At 69.7% G+C, this 16,730-nt stretch carries 12 protein-coding genes; 7 read left to right on the top strand and 5 right to left on the bottom strand.

The window, feature by feature from the left end; all coding sequences use genetic code 11:
* Positions 1–4 precede the first annotated feature (4 nt).
* The 3 genes from brxL to ABD297_RS02845 all read left to right on the top strand — a co-directional run bounded on the left by brxL (position 5) and on the right by ABD297_RS02845 (position 4,018).
* Complete coding sequence (brxL, locus tag ABD297_RS02855; RefSeq protein WP_344252781.1) at positions 5–2,380, top strand: BREX system Lon protease-like protein BrxL; 2,376 nt, start codon at positions 5–7, stop codon at positions 2,378–2,380.
* Positions 2,381–2,573: 193 nt separating this feature from the next.
* A complete protein-coding gene (locus ABD297_RS02850) occupies positions 2,574–3,395 on the top strand; it encodes an FHA domain-containing protein (RefSeq protein WP_344252779.1) in 822 nt (273 codons plus the stop codon).
* Between the two features lie 74 nt (positions 3,396–3,469).
* A complete protein-coding gene (locus tag ABD297_RS02845; protein WP_344252778.1) occupies positions 3,470–4,018 on the top strand; it encodes a hypothetical protein in 549 nt (182 codons plus the stop codon).
* A 45-nt stretch (positions 4,019–4,063) separates the two neighbouring features.
* Here ABD297_RS02845 and ABD297_RS02840 read toward each other — a convergent pair whose 3' ends face one another.
* From ABD297_RS02840 to ABD297_RS02830, 3 genes are all read right to left on the bottom strand, one after another.
* The gene (locus ABD297_RS02840) at positions 4,064–5,170 is read right to left on the bottom strand and encodes a hypothetical protein (protein ID WP_344252777.1); all 1,107 of its coding nucleotides are present in this window, start codon (positions 5,168–5,170) and stop codon (positions 4,064–4,066) included.
* Positions 5,171–5,333: 163 nt separating this feature from the next.
* The gene (locus tag ABD297_RS02835; protein ID WP_344252775.1) at positions 5,334–6,107 is read right to left on the bottom strand and encodes a glycoside hydrolase family protein; all 774 of its coding nucleotides are present in this window, start codon (positions 6,105–6,107) and stop codon (positions 5,334–5,336) included.
* A gap of 43 nt (positions 6,108–6,150) precedes the next feature.
* Complete coding sequence (locus ABD297_RS02830; RefSeq protein WP_344252773.1) at positions 6,151–7,875, bottom strand: ribonuclease J; 1,725 nt, start codon at positions 7,873–7,875, stop codon at positions 6,151–6,153.
* Positions 7,876–8,233: 358 nt separating this feature from the next.
* Here ABD297_RS02830 and ABD297_RS02825 point away from each other — a divergent pair, with 358 nt between their 5' ends.
* Together ABD297_RS02825 and ABD297_RS02820 are read left to right on the top strand one after the other, a co-directional pair.
* Positions 8,234–11,116, top strand: a complete 2,883-nt coding sequence (locus ABD297_RS02825) for an MGH1-like glycoside hydrolase domain-containing protein (protein ID WP_344252771.1) — start codon at positions 8,234–8,236, stop codon at positions 11,114–11,116.
* Between the two features lie 2 nt (positions 11,117–11,118).
* Positions 11,119–11,886 (top strand): SDR family NAD(P)-dependent oxidoreductase, encoded by a 768-nt coding sequence (locus ABD297_RS02820; protein ID WP_344252770.1) that lies wholly within the window; start codon positions 11,119–11,121, stop codon positions 11,884–11,886.
* A gap of 83 nt (positions 11,887–11,969) precedes the next feature.
* On the opposite strand, the gene ABD297_RS02815 is transcribed toward ABD297_RS02820, so the two are convergent.
* Both ABD297_RS02815 and ABD297_RS02810 read right to left on the bottom strand, forming a co-directional pair.
* A complete protein-coding gene (locus ABD297_RS02815) occupies positions 11,970–13,166 on the bottom strand; it encodes a glycosyltransferase (protein WP_344252768.1) in 1,197 nt (398 codons plus the stop codon).
* Between the two features lie 154 nt (positions 13,167–13,320).
* Positions 13,321–14,304 (bottom strand): glycoside hydrolase family 68 protein, encoded by a 984-nt coding sequence (locus tag ABD297_RS02810; RefSeq protein ID WP_344252767.1) that lies wholly within the window; start codon positions 14,302–14,304, stop codon positions 13,321–13,323.
* Between the two features lie 110 nt (positions 14,305–14,414).
* On the opposite strand from ABD297_RS02810, the gene ABD297_RS02805 reads away from it, so the two are divergent.
* Both ABD297_RS02805 and ABD297_RS02800 read left to right on the top strand, forming a co-directional pair.
* On the top strand, positions 14,415–16,061 hold the full coding sequence (locus tag ABD297_RS02805; protein WP_344252766.1) for an HNH endonuclease signature motif containing protein: 1,647 nt from the start codon (positions 14,415–14,417) through the stop codon (positions 16,059–16,061).
* Positions 16,062–16,288: 227 nt separating this feature from the next.
* Positions 16,289–16,678: a tautomerase family protein gene (locus tag ABD297_RS02800; protein WP_344252764.1), complete on the top strand. Its 390-nt coding sequence runs from the start codon at positions 16,289–16,291 to the stop codon at positions 16,676–16,678.
* The last annotated feature ends 52 nt before the right edge of the window (positions 16,679–16,730 follow it).

Below are 16,730 nucleotides of genomic sequence, written 5' to 3'. Positions count from 1 at the left end.
CACCGTGGACCGCATCGACACCATCGTCACCGAACAGCTCGAGGGCCTCGTCGTGAGGAAGGACCTCGCTGACAAGTTCCGCGGGCGGTTCTCAGTGCCCACGTACGTCGGCGAGTTCCTCATCGGCAAGTACTGTGCGACCTCCGACGAGGACGAGATCCAGGAGGGGCTCGAAGAAGTCGAGCGGCTGCTCAGCCGGCGCGTGGTGCGGACGGGCGATCACGAGCTGTTCAAGGCCGCGGCGCGCGAGCAGGGATCGATTCAGATCATCGACATCATCCGCGCTAAGCTGGACTCCGGCCGCGACGAGTACATCGCCGATCTCCCCAGCCTTCAGCTCAACGATGCTCTGATCCCCGCCCCGCTCGTGGTGAACAACGACCGGATGCTCACCGGTGGCTTCTACGCTCAGGTGACCCTCACCTACGTCGCTGGCCAGCCGCGTCCGTTCCTCGTCACAGAGGTCCGGCCCATCCAGGCACATGCCCGCGCCGGACTGGATCGGCTCGCCGAAGCTCGCGCCATGCTGTCAACATCGGAATGGAAGGACTTCCTCCTGCGTAGCGTCGGGCTCGAGCCGGCCGCGCTGACGTCTGAGGCACAAGAGGCCTACTTCCTTCGCATGGTCCCCTTCGTGGTGCGCAACTACAACATGGTCGAACTCGGCCCTCGTGGGACTGGAAAGTCGCATCTGTTCCAACAGGTCTCGCCGTACGCGTACCTGCTCTCGGGGGGACAGACGACAGTCGCCCAGCTCTTCGTCAACAACGCGAGCGGCCAGCGAGGCCTCGTCACCCAACACGATGTCGTGGCTTTCGACGAGATCGCAGGTATCCGCTTCAAGGATCGTGACGGCATCAATGTCATGAAGGGCTACATGGCGAGTGGAGAGTTCGCCCGAGGGCGGGAGAGCATCCGGGCCGAGGGTGGCATGACGTTCCTCGGCAACTTCCAGGTCGACGTCGAGAACCAGCTCCGGATGGGTCATCTGCTCAGCCCGATGCCGGAGGCGATGCGTGACGACACGGCATTCATGGACCGTCTCCACGCGTATGTTCCCGGGTGGGACGTCCCTGCTCTCGGCAAGGCGCACAAGACCTCGCACTACGGGCTCGTGAGCGACCTCCTTGCCCAGTGGTGGCATGAGCTGCGCAGCGAGAACCGCTACGTCGCCGTCCGCGGACGCATCGAGACGAACGATGAGTGGAGAGGACGAGACCACGAGGCGGCGGAAAAGACGGTCGACGGCCTGCTCAAGCTGCTGTATCCGGACCCAGACTCAGACGTGGCCTCGGAAGACCTCGAATGGGCGATGCGTCTGGCCACCGTCTCCAGACGCCGGGTGAAGGAGGCGCAAGCGGAGATCGGGGTCGATGAGTTCGGCGCTGTGGAGCTTGGCTTCCGCGTAGACCACGGGCCGCTCGTCACCCCGACTTGCCCTGAGCGCGACCTCGTCCGCGATCCGGAGTTCGACTTCCCGAGTCTGGGAGCGAAGATCGACCCCCACACGCCAGGGCTTCCCACATCTGTCCCCGACCCACTCCCCAACGGCTTCGTCCTCTTTGGCTGGGGCAAGGTGATCGAACAACCCCCTGGAGCTCAGGGGGCCTTCGGGACGATCTACAAGGTGGAGCGGGAGTATGACGGGAAGGCTTTCGCCGGGAAGCTCTTCCGAAAGGATCCAGACGCAAAGTTCGCCCAGCTCGCCGACCAAGCCTTGCGGCAAGAAGTGAAGGCGTTGGAGGAGCTGACCCACCCCAACATCGTCCGGGTGTTCGGACCCATTGCGGTGACGGCAAACGGCGAGTGGATGATCATCTCGGAGTGGCTCGACGGCGAGACACTGGAGGCGGTTACGGGCCGGCCATCGCACGTGCCGGCGACCGACATCCTCCAGTGGGGACGTCAGTTGCTCGCCGCGCTGGTCTACCTCGAGCAGGAAGGTGTCGTTCACCGCGACATCAAACCCGCAAATGTGATGGTGGACGAACGTGGCGCTCTGAAGCTCATTGACTTCAATCTCACCCGGTCGGCCGGTCACCAAACTGCCATGGCGGGGACGATGCCCTACCTTCCACCAGACGCTCTTGCGCACGGGAGCGCCGCCGACAGCTTCGTCGATCGTTTCGCGGCCAGCGTCGTCTTGTTCGAGCTCGCTACGGGCATGCATCCCTACTCCGCCTATTGGGGACAGGGCAACCGGCCCAAGCCGGGCGATCCAGCCACGTCAGCCCAGAGCATCCGCCCAAAGATCAGCCCGGCCCTCGGCGCCTTCTTGGATCGCGGCGTGGCGTCCACGGACGATAGACGATGGGCCACGGCTGCCGACATGCTGGTGGGGTGGGACGCGCTCTCGGCTGACATCAAGGCTCTCGGCTGACGTGCCACCGGCGCGAGCATCCCACGGTCCTGTCATCGTCGACCTGTCCAACGTCGCCAAGGACCCCTCGATTGCCTTCAGTCACTCCCACGCCGCCCTCGTGCGTTGGGACAGGCTGCGAGCGCTCTGGGTGCGCGAGCGTGGCGAGCCTGTCGCATGGCTGCTCGTGGCGGATGAGTCCATTGTGCGAGGCATGTCGCGCAGTGACACGCAGCGCCTCCACGCGATGACGTCACGAGGGGAGGTTGTGATGGTGCCGGACGCTGACACGCACCTGTTGGCATTGGCGATTTCCCAACGTGGCGTGATCCTGAGCAACGATCGGTTCGTCGACCATCTCCGCACCCCAGGTATCGAGCAAGCGCGGCTCGTGGGTTGGACGTTGCGCGACCGCACCCTCTGCCTCGTGGATCGCTCGCTCGATCGTCTGCAAAGTGTCCTCATCAGCCAGCGAGCGGCCAAGCAAGAGCGCAAGCAGCTAGGTCTCATCGAGGGCGCGCCTGAACTCGACTTCAAGTGGTTTTGCCGGTCTGAGCCCTGTCCCCGTGACATGGTCGCTCTGCCGCGGCTGGAGAGGCGTCGTATCCTCTGTCCACAATGCGGGTCCTACCTCGAGCGTGGAGAAGCGTGGCGCAGCCCGGTGTGGCTCAAGATCCTGCACGGATCAGTCGAAATTGCCCGATTCGTCCTGGAGGACGGGGATAGCATCCGGGTAGGACGCGCCTCCGATGGAGCGACTCTTTCCTTGGCAGGCGAGATTGAACTAGCCGACGACGTTCTGCACCTGGACCCCCATCATCTTGAGCTGATGAATGAGGGCGGCACAACCTGGGTGGCGGACCTCAACACCCAACATGGCACCGCGATGCGATACCCAGCCTCAAAACGTTCGAATGTCCTTCTACCCCCGGTGCAACTCGAGGTTGGTAGAGAAGTGGCTCTTCCGTTGGCAGCAAGGGTCGTGATGGGACGAACACCGTTCACAGTGCAGATAGCAGGGCGCCCAGGGGGATAGGCCCAGACGGGTTGGAATCTCCCCCGCAATCAGAGCCAATCCGGTTGACATAAGAACTTTCAAGGAGGACTTACATGACCGCTGACACCACACCTCACGCTTGGAGGCCCGGCCATTTATTTGATTGGGCAGCTGATGCGTCGCGGGGCGATGCAAGGCGAATCATCATTGAGGGGCCTCGCGCCTCTGGACGCACCAAGGCCGCTCTATTTGCCAAACGGCTGCTGAAAAGACAGGGGATGCCAGAAAGCAGAATCGCCATGCTCGACGGCGCCGATCTCGACTCGTCGCTGACCGAGAACTCTGACGCGTGGTGGAGCGCATCTCACCAGGCGATCATTATCGATGACGCAGACTACTGGGTTGCAGGTTTGGACCCCCTCGGCTTTGAAGACCCCGACCGGGTCTCGTGGTGTGAGGACCATCGTCGAGCGCTCGTCTACGCGATGGACGACCTACGGGCCATTCGCGATAAGGCCGTACTCGTTACCATCCGCGACCAGTCGTCGTTGGAGAGTGCAATCGAAGGCGCTGCATCTCATTGGGCACAGGTCGAGCGGATCACACTGCCCGAGTGGCGAGCGCCTGCTGGGGTCGTGAGCCGGCCGCAGTTAACGTGGTGAGGCATCCTAGTTCGCGGTTGTCCTAAGGGAGGCCGTGGGCTCCCCTCAGGTGAAGTCCTTCTCGTCGAGACCGAAGTGCTGAGCGAGCCGTTCAAGCGTGAACTCCTGGCGAAGCTTGCAGGCGCTGTTCTGATTGGCAAACATTCCCTTATCCCAAAAGGCGTCTGACTGCGGCTTCGCTACGATCCACCGGACGGGGAGCACCCACTCGGCCTCGTCATCCGATTCCGCGATGCCACCCTCGCCGTGCCGGTACCAACCGGCGAGCTGCTGATCCGCCAGAGCCGAGTCCACGCCGTCAACGGTTACCTGTGCCGCATCAAAGCGCTCAGCCGGGCCGAGGGTCTCTCCCACAGCCACGTATCCCTGTTGCGGGATGCACACATTGACTCGCGCACCGACGGGCACGTTGCGCAGGGTCCGCGAGTACCACGCGTCACCTCCGGCTGAGACGAAGCCGTACTTTCGCCCGTCCTCCCACTGCCTGCCGCCGGTATAGGCGCCGAAGGAGATAAACCAGTCGCGTCCGTTCCACTCGGCGCGCTTTCCCTTCTTCGACTTTCCGTACGACACGCCGCCCGTTTCACCCTCATCCTCGCGTGCGAGCCAGGACCGGGCCAGGTAGTGGCGGTCGCCGTCCTGCAGATACGAGAAGAAGACGGCATTGACCGGCACCCCGAAGTCGCGGAGGTAGGTGACGATGCGCTCGGAGCCGGCGTCGAGGTCGGTAGCAACGATGGTCATTCGTAGCGCAGCATTGAGCTCATCGGGCGCGGAGATGCCGAAGACCTCCTCGAAGGCGCTCTCGAAAGGGTCGTCGAGATGACCGTTGGCGAGGTCGATGATGGTGTCGCGGTCTAGCGTTCGCACCCAAGAGCCGTAGTCCAAGACCTGGGCCACAACGTCCCGCGGCGTCTTATCACGCTTGAGCTCTAGAACGTTGATGTTGCCCTCGATATCCATCGTGAGCAGGTCGATGATCTTGCCGTGCGGAGTGCGAACCTGGCGGCCGATCACGAGGAGTCGTTCGCCGAGCAATGAGGGGTCATTCTCGAGGTACTGCTCCAGCATCTCCTCGGACGGCAACGTGGCGGCGCTCAGCCGCTTCGGAGTGTCCCCATCGATCCGCCATATCCCCATCTCTACCGGCATGAAAGACAGCCTGCCCCAAAACAGCTATCCGTGCGGCGACCAAGGTGTTCGAAGTCGGATGTATCGCTGGATCCGCCCCGTGAGGGTTTCCCCGAACGCGTGTCTAGAACCGGGATGTCCGTGGGTCGGCACTGTCCGGTGGGGCACCATGCACGCTCCCGGCCTACGAACGCGACGGCGTGAGGGCCAGGCGGTCGCCCTCCCAGCTGACGGCATACGGGTCGGTGATCTCGCCGACGAAGGAGCCGTCGCGGTCGTGGACAAACGCCAGCAGCTTCGTCTCACCGGACTCGCGCTCGGTGACGAACTTGCCGACGTAGAGCGACGGTTCGTCGATGACCTGGGCGCCGGCGATGTTGTAGGGCCCGAGCGGCGACTTCGCGTCCGCGATCCACACCCCGCCGGTCACTCCCTCGGCCCGAGCCGCCTCCGACATGTCACCGATCATGGAGTTGAAGAGCAGCACGTCCCGGCCGTCGACGACGAAGGGCTGCTGCACCTCGAGCTGCCCGAAACCCTGCCCCGGTGACGACAGCGGCTCCCGCAGCTCCCAGGTCTCCAGGTCGGCCGACCACGCGTGTCCGACGACCCCGCGGTCGACGACGTCGCGGTGGTTGGCGCGCGCCGTGATGAGCATGTGCCAGCCGTCCCCGTCCGGGTCGGGCAGCACCCACGGGTCGCGGAACGCCTCGTCGTGCCAGTGCCCGTCGGCGTGCTTCTCGTACCACCGCGGGTCTGCCGACAGCACCGGCCCCGGCGCCTTGTCCCACGTCATGAGGTCGGTCGACACGGCATACCCGATCGACTGCACGTTCGCGCCCACCTCGTTCAGACGCGCCCCCGTGTAGAACATGAACCACCGCCCGTCCGGATGCCGCACCACCGACCCGGTCCACGTCGCGAGCTCTTCGAAGGCCAGCGCGTAAACGACTCCCACATGCATCAGGTCGGAGGCGACCCCGAGCCCGAAGCCGAGCCGTTTACGCGTCCACGATGACGGGGATGATCAGGGGGCTGCGGCGGGCCTGGCGGTGGACCCAGTTGGACATGGCCTGGCGCACCAGGTCCTCGACCTGCTCGATGTCGTCGATGCCCTCCTTGGTGGCGGTCGTCAGGGCCTTCTGGATGGCCGGGGTGGCCTTGGCGAAGTCGCCGGGCTCGTGCTCGAAGCCGTGGGCGAGGTAGTCGGGCTCCTCGACGAGCTTGCCGGTGTCGGCGTCGACGATGCAGACGACGGTGATGACGCCCTCCTCGGCGAGCGTCCGGCGCACGTGCAGGGACTCCTCGGTCGCGCCGCCGACGGTCATGGCGTCGACGTAGACGAGCCCCGCGGGGATCGAGCCGGTGATCTTCGCCTGGCCGTCGACGAGGTCGACGACGGCGCCGTCGTGCCCGATGAGGGCCCGGGTCGGGTCGACGCCGGTGCGGATGGCGATGTCGGCGTTGGCCCGCAGGTGGCGCCACTCGCCGTGGACGGGCAGCACGTTGGAGGGCTGGACGATGTTGTAGCAGTAGGCGAGCTCGCCGGCGCTGGCATGGCCGGAGACGTGGACCTTCGCGTTGCCCTTGTGCACGACGTTGGCGCCCCAGCGGGTCAGCTCGTTGATGACGCGGTAGATGGCGTTCTCGTTGCCGGGGATCAGGGAGCTGGCGAGCAGCACGGTGTCACCCTCCGTGATCCGGATGGGGTGGTCACGCCGCGCCATCCGCGACAGGGCGGCGAGCGGCTCGCCCTGCGACCCGGTGCAGATCATCGCGATCTGGTTCGCCGGGAGGCGCTCGAGCTGCTTGAGGTCGACGACGAGGCCCTTGGGGATGTCGAGGTAGCCGAGGTCGGCGGCGATCCCCATGTTGCGCACCATCGACCGACCGACGAACGCGACCTTCCGGCCGTGGTCGCGGGCCGCGTCGAGCACCTGCTGGATGCGGTGTACGTGGCTCGCGAAGCTCGACACGATGACCCGGCCGGGGGTGGTCCGGAAGACCGCCTCGATGGCGGGTGACAGCTCGCCCTCCGACACGGTGAAGCCCGGGACCTCCGCGTTCGTCGAGTCGACGAGGAAGAGGTCCACGCCCTCCTCGCCCAAGCGGGCGAAGGCGCGCAGATCGGTCACCCGACCGTCGAGCGGGAACTGGTCCATCTTGAAGTCGCCGGTGTGCAGCACGAGGCCGGCGGCGGTGCGGATCGCGACGGCGAGCCCGTCGGGGATCGAGTGGTTGACGGCGACGAACTCGCAGTCGAAGGGCCCGAAGGAACGCCGGTCGCCCTCGCTCACCCGGACCGTGACGGGCTTGATGCGGTGCTCCTGCAGCTTCGCCTCGAGGAAGGCGAGCGTGAGGCGCGAGCCGACGACCGGGATGTCCGGTCGCTCCCGCAGCAGGTAGGGCACTCCGCCGATGTGGTCCTCGTGGCCGTGCGTCAGCACGATCGCATCGACCTTGTCGAGACGGTCCCGGATCCACGAGAAGTCGGGCAGGATCACGTCGACGCCGGGCTGGTGCTCCTCCGGGAACAGGACGCCGCAGTCGACGATGAGCAGCCGTCCGGCGTGCTCGAAGACCGTCATGTTGCGCCCGATCTCACCCAGGCCGCCGAGGGGCACGATGCGCAGGCCGTCGGCCGGCAGGGTGGGCAGGTCCGAGGAGCGTCGCGAGCCCCGTCCCCGCCCGCGGGACTGCTGCCGGCGACCGCCGCCCCCGCTCACGCCCCACGCCCCTGACGGGACGGCACGACAGGGAGGTGCGAGGTGGTCGGGGCCTGCTTCCGGGCCGGCGGCCCGGCCGGCCTGCTCGACTGCGGACTCATGGTGGTCCCTTCGGTTGCTGGGCGACAGCCGGTTGGCCGTTTCTGCGGGCGGAGGCTCTCGGCTGAGAGCTGCGCCGCCGTCTGGGAGATGTCGCAAGGTGCATGCTCCCAGAAGCGTCCCGACGCCGCCTCCCCCGACCCCCTCCCGCACCGGCGGGGCGGCGGCATGGCTGCGCCGGCGAGCCGCGTCACCGGTTCGGCACGGGCGTGGAGCCGAACCTCAGGCCACCCTCGGACTGCTGGCCTAGGGTGCCCCCATGGTGGCAGGGGGCAGCGACGACACGGCCGAGCACCAGCGCCTGCGCGCGGCGCGCGAGGGCAGCGCGGACTGGCGCCTCTGGGGCCCGTACCTGCCTGCGCGACAGTGGGGCACCGTCCGCGAGGACTACTCCGCCGACGGCGACGCCTGGGCCTACTTCCCCTTCGACCACGCGCACCTGCGCGCCTACCGGTGGGGCGAGGACGGCATCGCCGGCCTCAGCGACAGCCACGGGTTCCTCAACCTGGGTCTCGCCGCGTGGAACGGCGCCGACGACCGCCTCAAGGAGCGCCTCTTCGGCCTGACCAACCCGCAGGGCAACCACGGCGAGGACGCCAAGGAGTACTGGTGGCACCTCGACGCCACCCCCACTCACTCCTGGGCGCAGGCGCTCTACCGCTACCCGCAGGCCGCCTTCCCGTATGCCGGCCTCGTCGCCGAGAACGCGTCGCGCGGTCGCGACCTGGCTGAGTTCGAGCTCTCCGACACCGGCGCGCTCGACGACAACCGCTTCTTCGACATCACCGTGACGCACGCCAAGGCCGCCCCGGACGACATCTGCGTCGAGATCGTCGCGACCAACCAAGGGCCCGACCAGGCGCCGCTGCACCTCGTGCCGCAGCTGTGGTTCCGCAACACGTGGGCCTGGGGCCGCGACGACCGCACGCCCTCGATCCGCCAGCTCGACGCCGACCCCGCAACCGATCCCGCGACCGACCCCGCAGCCGACCCCGCCGCCGGGCCGACGCTCGAGGCCACGCACGCCTTCCTCGGCACCCTGACGCTCCACGTCGAGGCCCCCGAGGCGCGAGCGCTCTTCTGCGACAACGAGACCAACGACGTCGCCCTCTACGGGTCACCAGCCAACCGCACGCCCTGGCCCAAGGACGGCATCGACCGCGCCGTCGTCCACGGCGACACCTCCGGCCTCAACCCCGACCACACCGGCACCAAGGCCGCCATCGTCCGCTCCTGGGACGCCGTCGCACCCGGCGCCTCGGTCCGCCTGCGCCTCCGCCTCCGCGGACCGGGCCACGACGACGCGCCCTTCGCCGCCGACACCCAAAGCGCCGCCGACGCCAACGCCGACGCCAAGACCGCCGGCACCGCCACCGCCTTCGACACCGTCCTCGCCGCCCGCCGCGCCGAGGCCGACGCCTTCTACGCGGCCGTCATCCCCGCGAGCGCCGACGAGCCCGACCGCCACATCGCGCGCCGCGCCTTCGCCGGGCTGCTCTGGGGCCGCAAGCACTACCGCTACTCGGTGCGCGACTGGCTCGCCGGCGACCCGGGCCAGCCGCCCCCGCCGGCCGAGCGCACCGCACCCGGCGGCCGCAACACCGCCTGGCGCAGCCTCGCCCTCGCCGACGTCGTCTCGATGCCCGACGAGTGGGAGTACCCGTGGTTCGCCACGTGGGACCTCGCCTTCCACTGCGTCACGCTCGCCCACGTCGACCCCGACTTCGCCAAGGACCAGCTGCTCCTGCTCACCCGCGAGTGGGCACAGGGCCCCGACGGCGCCCTCCCGGCATACGAGTGGGCGTTCGGCGACGTCAACCCTCCCGTCCACGCCTGGGCGGCCTGGCAGGTCTACGTCATCGACGGCGCGCGCGACCACGCCTTCCTCGTGCGCATCCTCGACAAGCTGCTCCTCAACTACGCGTGGTGGCAGAACCGCAAGGACCCTGACGGGTCGAACCTGTATGCCGGGGGCTTCCTCGGGATGGACAACATCGGCCTCTTCGACCGGTCGCGTGACGTACCCGCGGGGTGGCGTCTCGAGCAGTCCGACGCGACCGCCTGGATGGCCTTCAACACGCTCTCGCTCCTGCGCATCGCCCTCGAGCTGTCGCGCCGCGATGCCGCCTACGGCGACCTCGTCACCACCTTCCTCGAGCGCTTCTGTGGCATCGCCGAGGCCATGGAGAGCTTCGGCAGCCAGGGCATCTCGCTGTGGAACGACGAGGAGGGCTTCTTCTACGACGCGCTCGTCTGCGACACCGGCGAGACCGTGCAGCTGCGCGTGCGGTCGCTCGTGGGACTGCTGCCGCTGCTCGCCGTCGACCTGCTGCCGACGTGGGCGACGGCCACCCTGCCGACGCTCGGGACGCACCTGAGCTGGCTCCAGTCCAACCGCCCCGAGCTGCTCAACGCCGTTGCCGGCACCACCGATCGGCCCGACGTGCACCGCCTGCTGCGCCTGCTCGACCCGACCCGCCTGGCCCGGCTGCTCGAGGTGATGCTCGACGAGGACCAGCTGCTCTCGCCGCACGGGGTGCGCTCGCTGTCGGCGGCCTACCGCGACGGGTTCAGCGAGCACGTCGGCGACCGCGACCTCGGCATCCGCTACGACCCCGGCGAGTCCACGACGGGCCTCTTCGGAGGCAACTCCAACTGGCGCGGCCCCGTGTGGATGCCGGTCAACGTGCTCATCGTCAGCGCGCTGCGCCGGCACGCCGAGGGACTCGGCGACGCGCTCACCGTCGAGCTGCCCCGCGGGTCCGGGCGCACCGCGACGCTCGCCGAGGTCGCCGACGAGCTCCAGCGCCGCCTCGTCTCGCTCTTCCGACCCGGCCCCGACGGGCCACCGCCCAGCCATCCGCGCGACCAAGGCCCCGGGCCGCTGTGGACCGACCACCCGACGTTCAGCGAGTACTTCCACGGCGACACCGGCCGCGGCCTCGGAGCCTCGCACCAGACCGGCTGGACCGCGCTCGTCGCCCACCTCATCTGCTCGCCCGATGGCCGCCTCCACGCGCCGCCCCCACCGCCGGCCTCGCCACCGCCGGCCTCGCCACACCCGGCCTCGCCACCAGCGGCGCCGCCGGCACCCGCGTCATCCACACCACCCCCAGCACCCCCAGCACCCGAGGAGAACTGATCATGCTGCTCCAGGACAAGGTCGTCGTCGTCACCGGCGGCAACAGCGGCATCGGCGCCGCCATCTGCGAGGTCGCCGGACGCGAGGGCGCCAAGGTCGTCGTCGACTACGTGACCCGGCCCGAGGACGCCCAGTCCGTCGACGACGTCATCACCCGCGGGGGCTCCGAGGCGATCAGCGTCGACGCCGACGTCAGCAAGGTCGAGGACCTGCGCCGCCTCGTCGACGCGGCGGTGACGGCATACGGCCGCATCGACGTGTGGGTCAACAACGCCGGCATCGAGACGCGCACGTCGCTGCTCGACACCGACGAGGACGCCTACGACCGGGTGCTCGCGATCAACCTCAAGAGCGCCTTCTTCGGCAGCCAGCTCGCCGCGAAGCAGATCATCGCCCAGGGCGGCGGCGGCGTCATCGTCAACGTCACCTCCGTGCACGAGGACTGGCCGATGCCCGGCAACACCCCCTACTGCGTCAGCAAGGGCGGCATGCGGATGCTGACGCGCACCGCGGGCGTCGAGCTCGGGGAGCACGGCGTCCGCGTCGTCGGCGTCGGGCCCGGCGCCGTCGACACCCCGATCAACGCCACGACGACCGCCGACCCGGGCAAGCTGGCCGCCCTCGACGCGGCGATCCCGCTGCGACGCGTCGCCAAGCCGGAGGAGATCGCCGAGACGGTCGTCTTCCTCGCCTCGGACCGCGCCGGCTATGCGACGGCCACGACGGTCTTCGTCGACGGCGGGATCATGCAGGGGTCGGTCGGCCTCTAGCCGGGCGCGCGCCGCACACCTCGTACGGGGTCGCCCGACGACGACCCGACGACGACCCGACGACGACCCGACGACGACCCGCGTCAGGCCCGGGCGTCGGGCGCCCAGCCGCGCATGAGCTCCGCTGCCACGGCGGCCGGCTCGGGCAGCTCGCGCAGGTGGTCCCTCAGCCGTTGCGCGCCGGCCCGCTCGGGCGCCGCCGGGTCGACGAGCGCCGTGACCGCCTCGCGGACGCTGCCGGGAGGATCACCGGGCAGCACGACCCGCGCCGCGCCCTGCTCGACGAGGCGGTTGCCGTTCCAGAACTGGTCGGCGCCCTGCGGCACGACGACCTGCGGCAGGCCGTGCTGGACCGCCCCGAGCACCGTGCCGGAGCCGCCGTGGTGCACCACGAGGTCGACGTGGCCGAGCACCGACACCTGGTCGACGAACGGCTCGACGTGCACGGCCGGGTGCTCGTGCGCGACCTCCTCGGCCAGGTCTGACCGCCCGGTCACGGCCAGCACCTCGCAGCCCGCAGCGGCCACCTCGTCTGCGACCGCGAGCAGCTTCTCGCTGTTGCCGAAGACCGTCCCCAGCGTCAACAGCACCCGCGGCGGGTCGCCCGGGCGCCGTTCTCCCGTCAGCCAGTCCGGCACGGGAGGGCCTGGCTCGGACCACGCGCGCGGCGCCAGCTCGAGCGTCGGGAAGGGCGGGTGCGAGCCGAACGCCGCGTCGTGCGAGCCCTCCCCCGCCTCGCGGAGGAAGACCGGGTGCGCCTCGAGGTAGACGTCGGCCACCTCAGCCACCGAGCTCACGGGCGAGCCGTCGGTGCCGCGCATCCGCGCGCCCCACCGTGAGAGCGCCGCGGCGTAGACGCCGTCCCACCGCGGCCCCCACCCGACGACGCTGAAGAGCGCTGTCGGAGCCCCGATCTGCCGAGCCGCGACGACGCCTGCGACGTCGGTCTGCTCGACGACGACGAGGTCTGGCCGCCACTGGTCGACCACCGCGCAGGTCGGCTCGAGCAGGTGCGGGCTCGCGACGTCGACGAAGAGCACGCGGGCGAAGTCGTCGGACGGCGGACGGCCCTTCGGCATCGTCGCGAACGCCTCGGCGTGCGCGTCCGCGAACCGCCACCCCGGCTCGGCGCCGAGCGTCGTCGGCACCGGCAGCCTCCCGTCGAACTGCGACCCCGTGGCGAAGAGCACGTCGGCGCCCAGGTCCTGGAACGCCGCCGCGAGCGGCACGAGCGGGTAGGTGTGTCCGTGCGCCGGCAGGGCCGCGAAGAGCACCCTCATCCGTCCACGGTCCCACCGCCCCGGCCTCCGCGAGGAAGAACGCGGCGACCCGCTAAGCCCAGGACCGAGCCCTCGCTGAGCGCGTCAGCGAGGGCGGGGCGGGCGCGGAGGGCGACGGGCCGCGGCGCGCTACGGGCGGCGCGCTACGAGTGAGTCAGTGGCCCAGCGGGTCGAGGACCAGGCGGTCGCCGTCCCAGGTGACGGCATACGGGTCGGTGATCTCCCCGACGAACGCGCCACCGGTCTCGTTGCGGAACGCCAGGAACCTCGTCTCGCCGGTCCCGCGCACGGTGACGAACTTGCCGACGTAGAGGCTCGGGTCGTCGATGCGTCGTGCGCCGGCGATGTCGTAGGGCCCGAGCGGCGTCTCGGCCTCGGCGATCCAGACCCCGCCCTCGGTGCCGGTCGCCCTGAGGCGGTCCGACGCGTCGCCGGCGAGGCAGTTGAAGAGCAGCACCTGCCGCCCGCCGACGACGAAGGGCTGCAACACCTCGAGCTGCCCGAAGCCCTGCCCCGGCTCGGCCAGCGGCTCGCGCAGCTCCCAGTGCTCGAGGTCCGCCGACCACGCGTGCCCCACGACACCGCGGTCGACCGTGTCCGACGGGTCATCGACCGGGCCGGCCGCGGAGCGCGCCGTGATGAGCATGTGCCAGCCGTCCCCGCCCGGGTCGGCGAGCACCCAGGGGTCGCGGAACGCCTCGTCGTGCCAGTTCCCCTCCGGCGGCGGCGCGTACCTCTCGTACCAGCGGCCGTCAGCCTGCAGCACCGGCCCGGGCGCCTTGTCCCACGTCATGAGGTCGGTCGAGACGGCATACCCGATGGACTGCACGTTGGCGCCCGAGTCGTTGAGCGAGGCCCCGGTGTAGAACATGAACCAGCGCCCGTCCGGGTGCCGCACGACCGACCCGGTCCACGTCGCGAGGTCGTCGAAGGCCGGCGCGTCCGAGCGCACGAGCGCGTCGACGACCCGCTCCCAATTGACCAGGTCACGCGAGACCGCGTGACCGATCGAGGCGCGGTAGTGCCGCGCGTGCGGGTCCTTGAGCGCGCGTGACGCGTAGAGGAAGAACAGGTGGTACTGCTCGCCGTCGTCGACGGTCCAGAAGTCCCACACCCAGGCCTCAGGTAGACGAAACACGCCTCCACCCTGTCACGGCAGCCGGGCCGCCCGACAGGCCCCGGGGTCGCGCTCCTCGGCGCACTCGTCGTGCCGAAGGCACTGTCGGTGGTCGCCCGTAGTGTCGTCTCATGGCAGAGGACGCAGACGTGCTCGAGCTCCTGAGGGGCCGGCTCGCCGACATGGTGGCGCGGCAGCGCTCCAGCGGTGGCACGTCTGCGAGCGACTTCTGGGAGCGCTTCGCGGGACGTATGCCGTCACCCTCGTCCGAGCCCGACGCCTGCTCCGAGCCCCCGGGCTCGTCGAACGGCAGCCGCCGGCAGGCACGTCGCGTCGCACCGGAGACGCGTCCGGTCACCGCCGCGCACGGCCCGTGGTCCGAGTGGTCGAGCGAGAGCCTGGCGGCGCTCGACCCCGGCAACGTGCGGCCGCTCACCGAGGCGGAGTGGCGCGAGATGGTCGACGACCCCGCCTGGATCGAGGCCACGTCCGAGCAGGCCGCAGCGCACGACGACACGTGTGCCGACAGCGAGCGGCACGAGGCGGTCGCCGTGGACGCGCTGGTCGGTTTCGCCCTCGACCGGCACGCGAGCGCCGACCTCACCGCTGCCGCCGAGCGCGTCGCACGCCAGCGCCGCAACCACGAGGTCATGCTCGTCAACATCGTCTCCGAGCTCGTGGCCAGGGGCGTCGACGCTCCTGACGGACTGTCGCGGGCCGACTGGCTGCGCAGCCACGACGCCTCGCTGACGGCAGGCCAGGCGAAGTCGTTCGTGGCCGTCGGCACCGCCTTGGCCGACCCACGCTGGTCCCGGCTGCGGCTGCTCGTCGCCACCCAGCAGGTCACCGTCGGCAACGCGGCGCAGATCGTCGACTTCGACGCGCGCACCGCGCCGGTCGCCGACCCCGACGACATGGCGACGGCGCTCGCCGACCTCACCGACCAGGGACGGCAGCTGCGCCCCGAGGAGCTGAGCCGCCTCGTGCGCCACCACACCGAGCAGGTGCGGCCACCCCGCGACGAGGACGCCCTCGACCGCGGTCGGCGTGACGCCAGGGGGCTGTGGTTCACCCAGCCCAACGCCACCGGCATGGTCGGGCTGCGCGGGATGCTCGACCCCGAGGGCGCCGCCATCCTCAAGTCCGCCATCGACCCGCTGTCGGTGCCCAGACCCGAGAAGGACGAGCACGGCCGCACCCTCCAGCAGGACGAACGCACCCCCGCGCGGCGGCGGCTGGACGCGCTGCTCGAGATCGTCCAGCGCGGCGTCGCGTCTGCCGCCGGAGTGCCCACCACCGACAAGGCCAAGGTCGTCGTCCTCATCGACCTCGACACCATGCTCTCCGACCTCCGCGAGAGTGTCGGCGACGACCTCCCGGAGCCGTTCCGGCGCACGGGCTCCCGCCGTTCGGGCTCCGGCTCCGCGCTGTCGGGTGACGTCCTGTCGCCCGGCGTCGTGCGACGCATGGCCTGCGACGCGGAGATCATCCCCGTGGTCCTCGGCGGCGACAGCCAACCGCTCGACGTCGGCCGCAGCGAGCGGCTGCACACCCGAGCCCAGCGCCTGGCCATCACCGTCCGCGACCGCGAGTGCACCTGGGCTGGGTGCACCGTGCCCGCGAGCTGGTGCGACGTCCACCACACGATCCACTGGTCCCGCGGCGGCCACACATCCGTCGACACCGGGGCACTGCTTTGCCGCAAGCACCACACCGAGGTCCACGACCGCGACCTCGAGGCGACGGTCAGTGACCGCGGCGTCACCTGGCACACCTGACTGCCCCGCCCCGCTCCCCGCCCACGCCGGCGGGGACTGAGGCATGTCCGCTGGACGCTGGGAACGCCTCGCAGGCCCGTCGGGTACGAAGGAGAAGGGCCGGTCGCGGCGCCCTCTCCACGTGGCCGAGTCGGGTGTGCCGCGCCGACCCACACGCCTGACCCACACGCCGCACCCCCCGGCCCAATCCCCACACGCTCGATCCCCAGAAGAAGAAGGAAGCTGCCATGCCCCTCGTGCGCATCGACGTCATCGAAGGACGGTCCGACGAGGACCTCCGCACCCTCGCCGACACCATCCAGGACGTCCTCGTCGAGCACTTCGCGGCGCCGGAGCGCGACCGCTACCAGATCATCCACGAGCACCGCCCCGGCCGCATCATCGCCCTCGACACCGGCCTCGGCTTCGAGCGCACCCGCGACGTCGTCGTCATCCAGATCACCCAGCAGGGCCGCGACGAGCAGCAGAAGAAGGCCGTCTACGCCGCCCTCGCCGAGCAGCTCGAGTCGCGCTGTGGTCTGGCCCCGACCGACCTCGTCGTCTCCGTCGTCGAGAACACTCCCGCCGACTGGTCGTTCGGCCTCGGCCGCGCCCAGTTCCTCGAAGGCGACCTCTAGACCCGTTGCACGTCGCATCGGCGTAGCCCACCAGGGCTCTTCGCGACGGCGG

The organism is Terrabacter carboxydivorans (assembly GCF_039532035.1).
In the GTDB taxonomy this organism is placed as follows: Bacteria; Actinomycetota; Actinomycetes; order Actinomycetales; family Dermatophilaceae; genus Terrabacter; species Terrabacter carboxydivorans.
This window is presented reverse-complemented; position numbering and strand designations above follow the sequence as displayed.

Coding starts and splice junctions, on each gene's coding strand:
- ABD297_RS02800 (WP_344252764.1), top strand. CDS start 16,289: ATGCCCCTCGTGCGCATCGACGTCATCGAAGGACGGTCCGACGAGGAC.
- ABD297_RS02815 (WP_344252768.1), bottom strand. CDS start 13,166: ATGAGGGTGCTCTTCGCGGCCCTGCCGGCGCACGGACACACCTACCCG.
- ABD297_RS02825 (WP_344252771.1), top strand. CDS start 8,234: ATGGTGGCAGGGGGCAGCGACGACACGGCCGAGCACCAGCGCCTGCGC.
- ABD297_RS02805 (WP_344252766.1), top strand. CDS start 14,415: ATGGCAGAGGACGCAGACGTGCTCGAGCTCCTGAGGGGCCGGCTCGCC.
- ABD297_RS02840 (WP_344252777.1), bottom strand. CDS start 5,170: ATGCCGGTAGAGATGGGGATATGGCGGATCGATGGGGACACTCCGAAG.
- ABD297_RS02850 (WP_344252779.1), top strand. CDS start 2,574: ATGTCGCGCAGTGACACGCAGCGCCTCCACGCGATGACGTCACGAGGG.
- ABD297_RS02845 (WP_344252778.1), top strand. CDS start 3,470: ATGACCGCTGACACCACACCTCACGCTTGGAGGCCCGGCCATTTATTT.
- ABD297_RS02820 (WP_344252770.1), top strand. CDS start 11,119: ATGCTGCTCCAGGACAAGGTCGTCGTCGTCACCGGCGGCAACAGCGGC.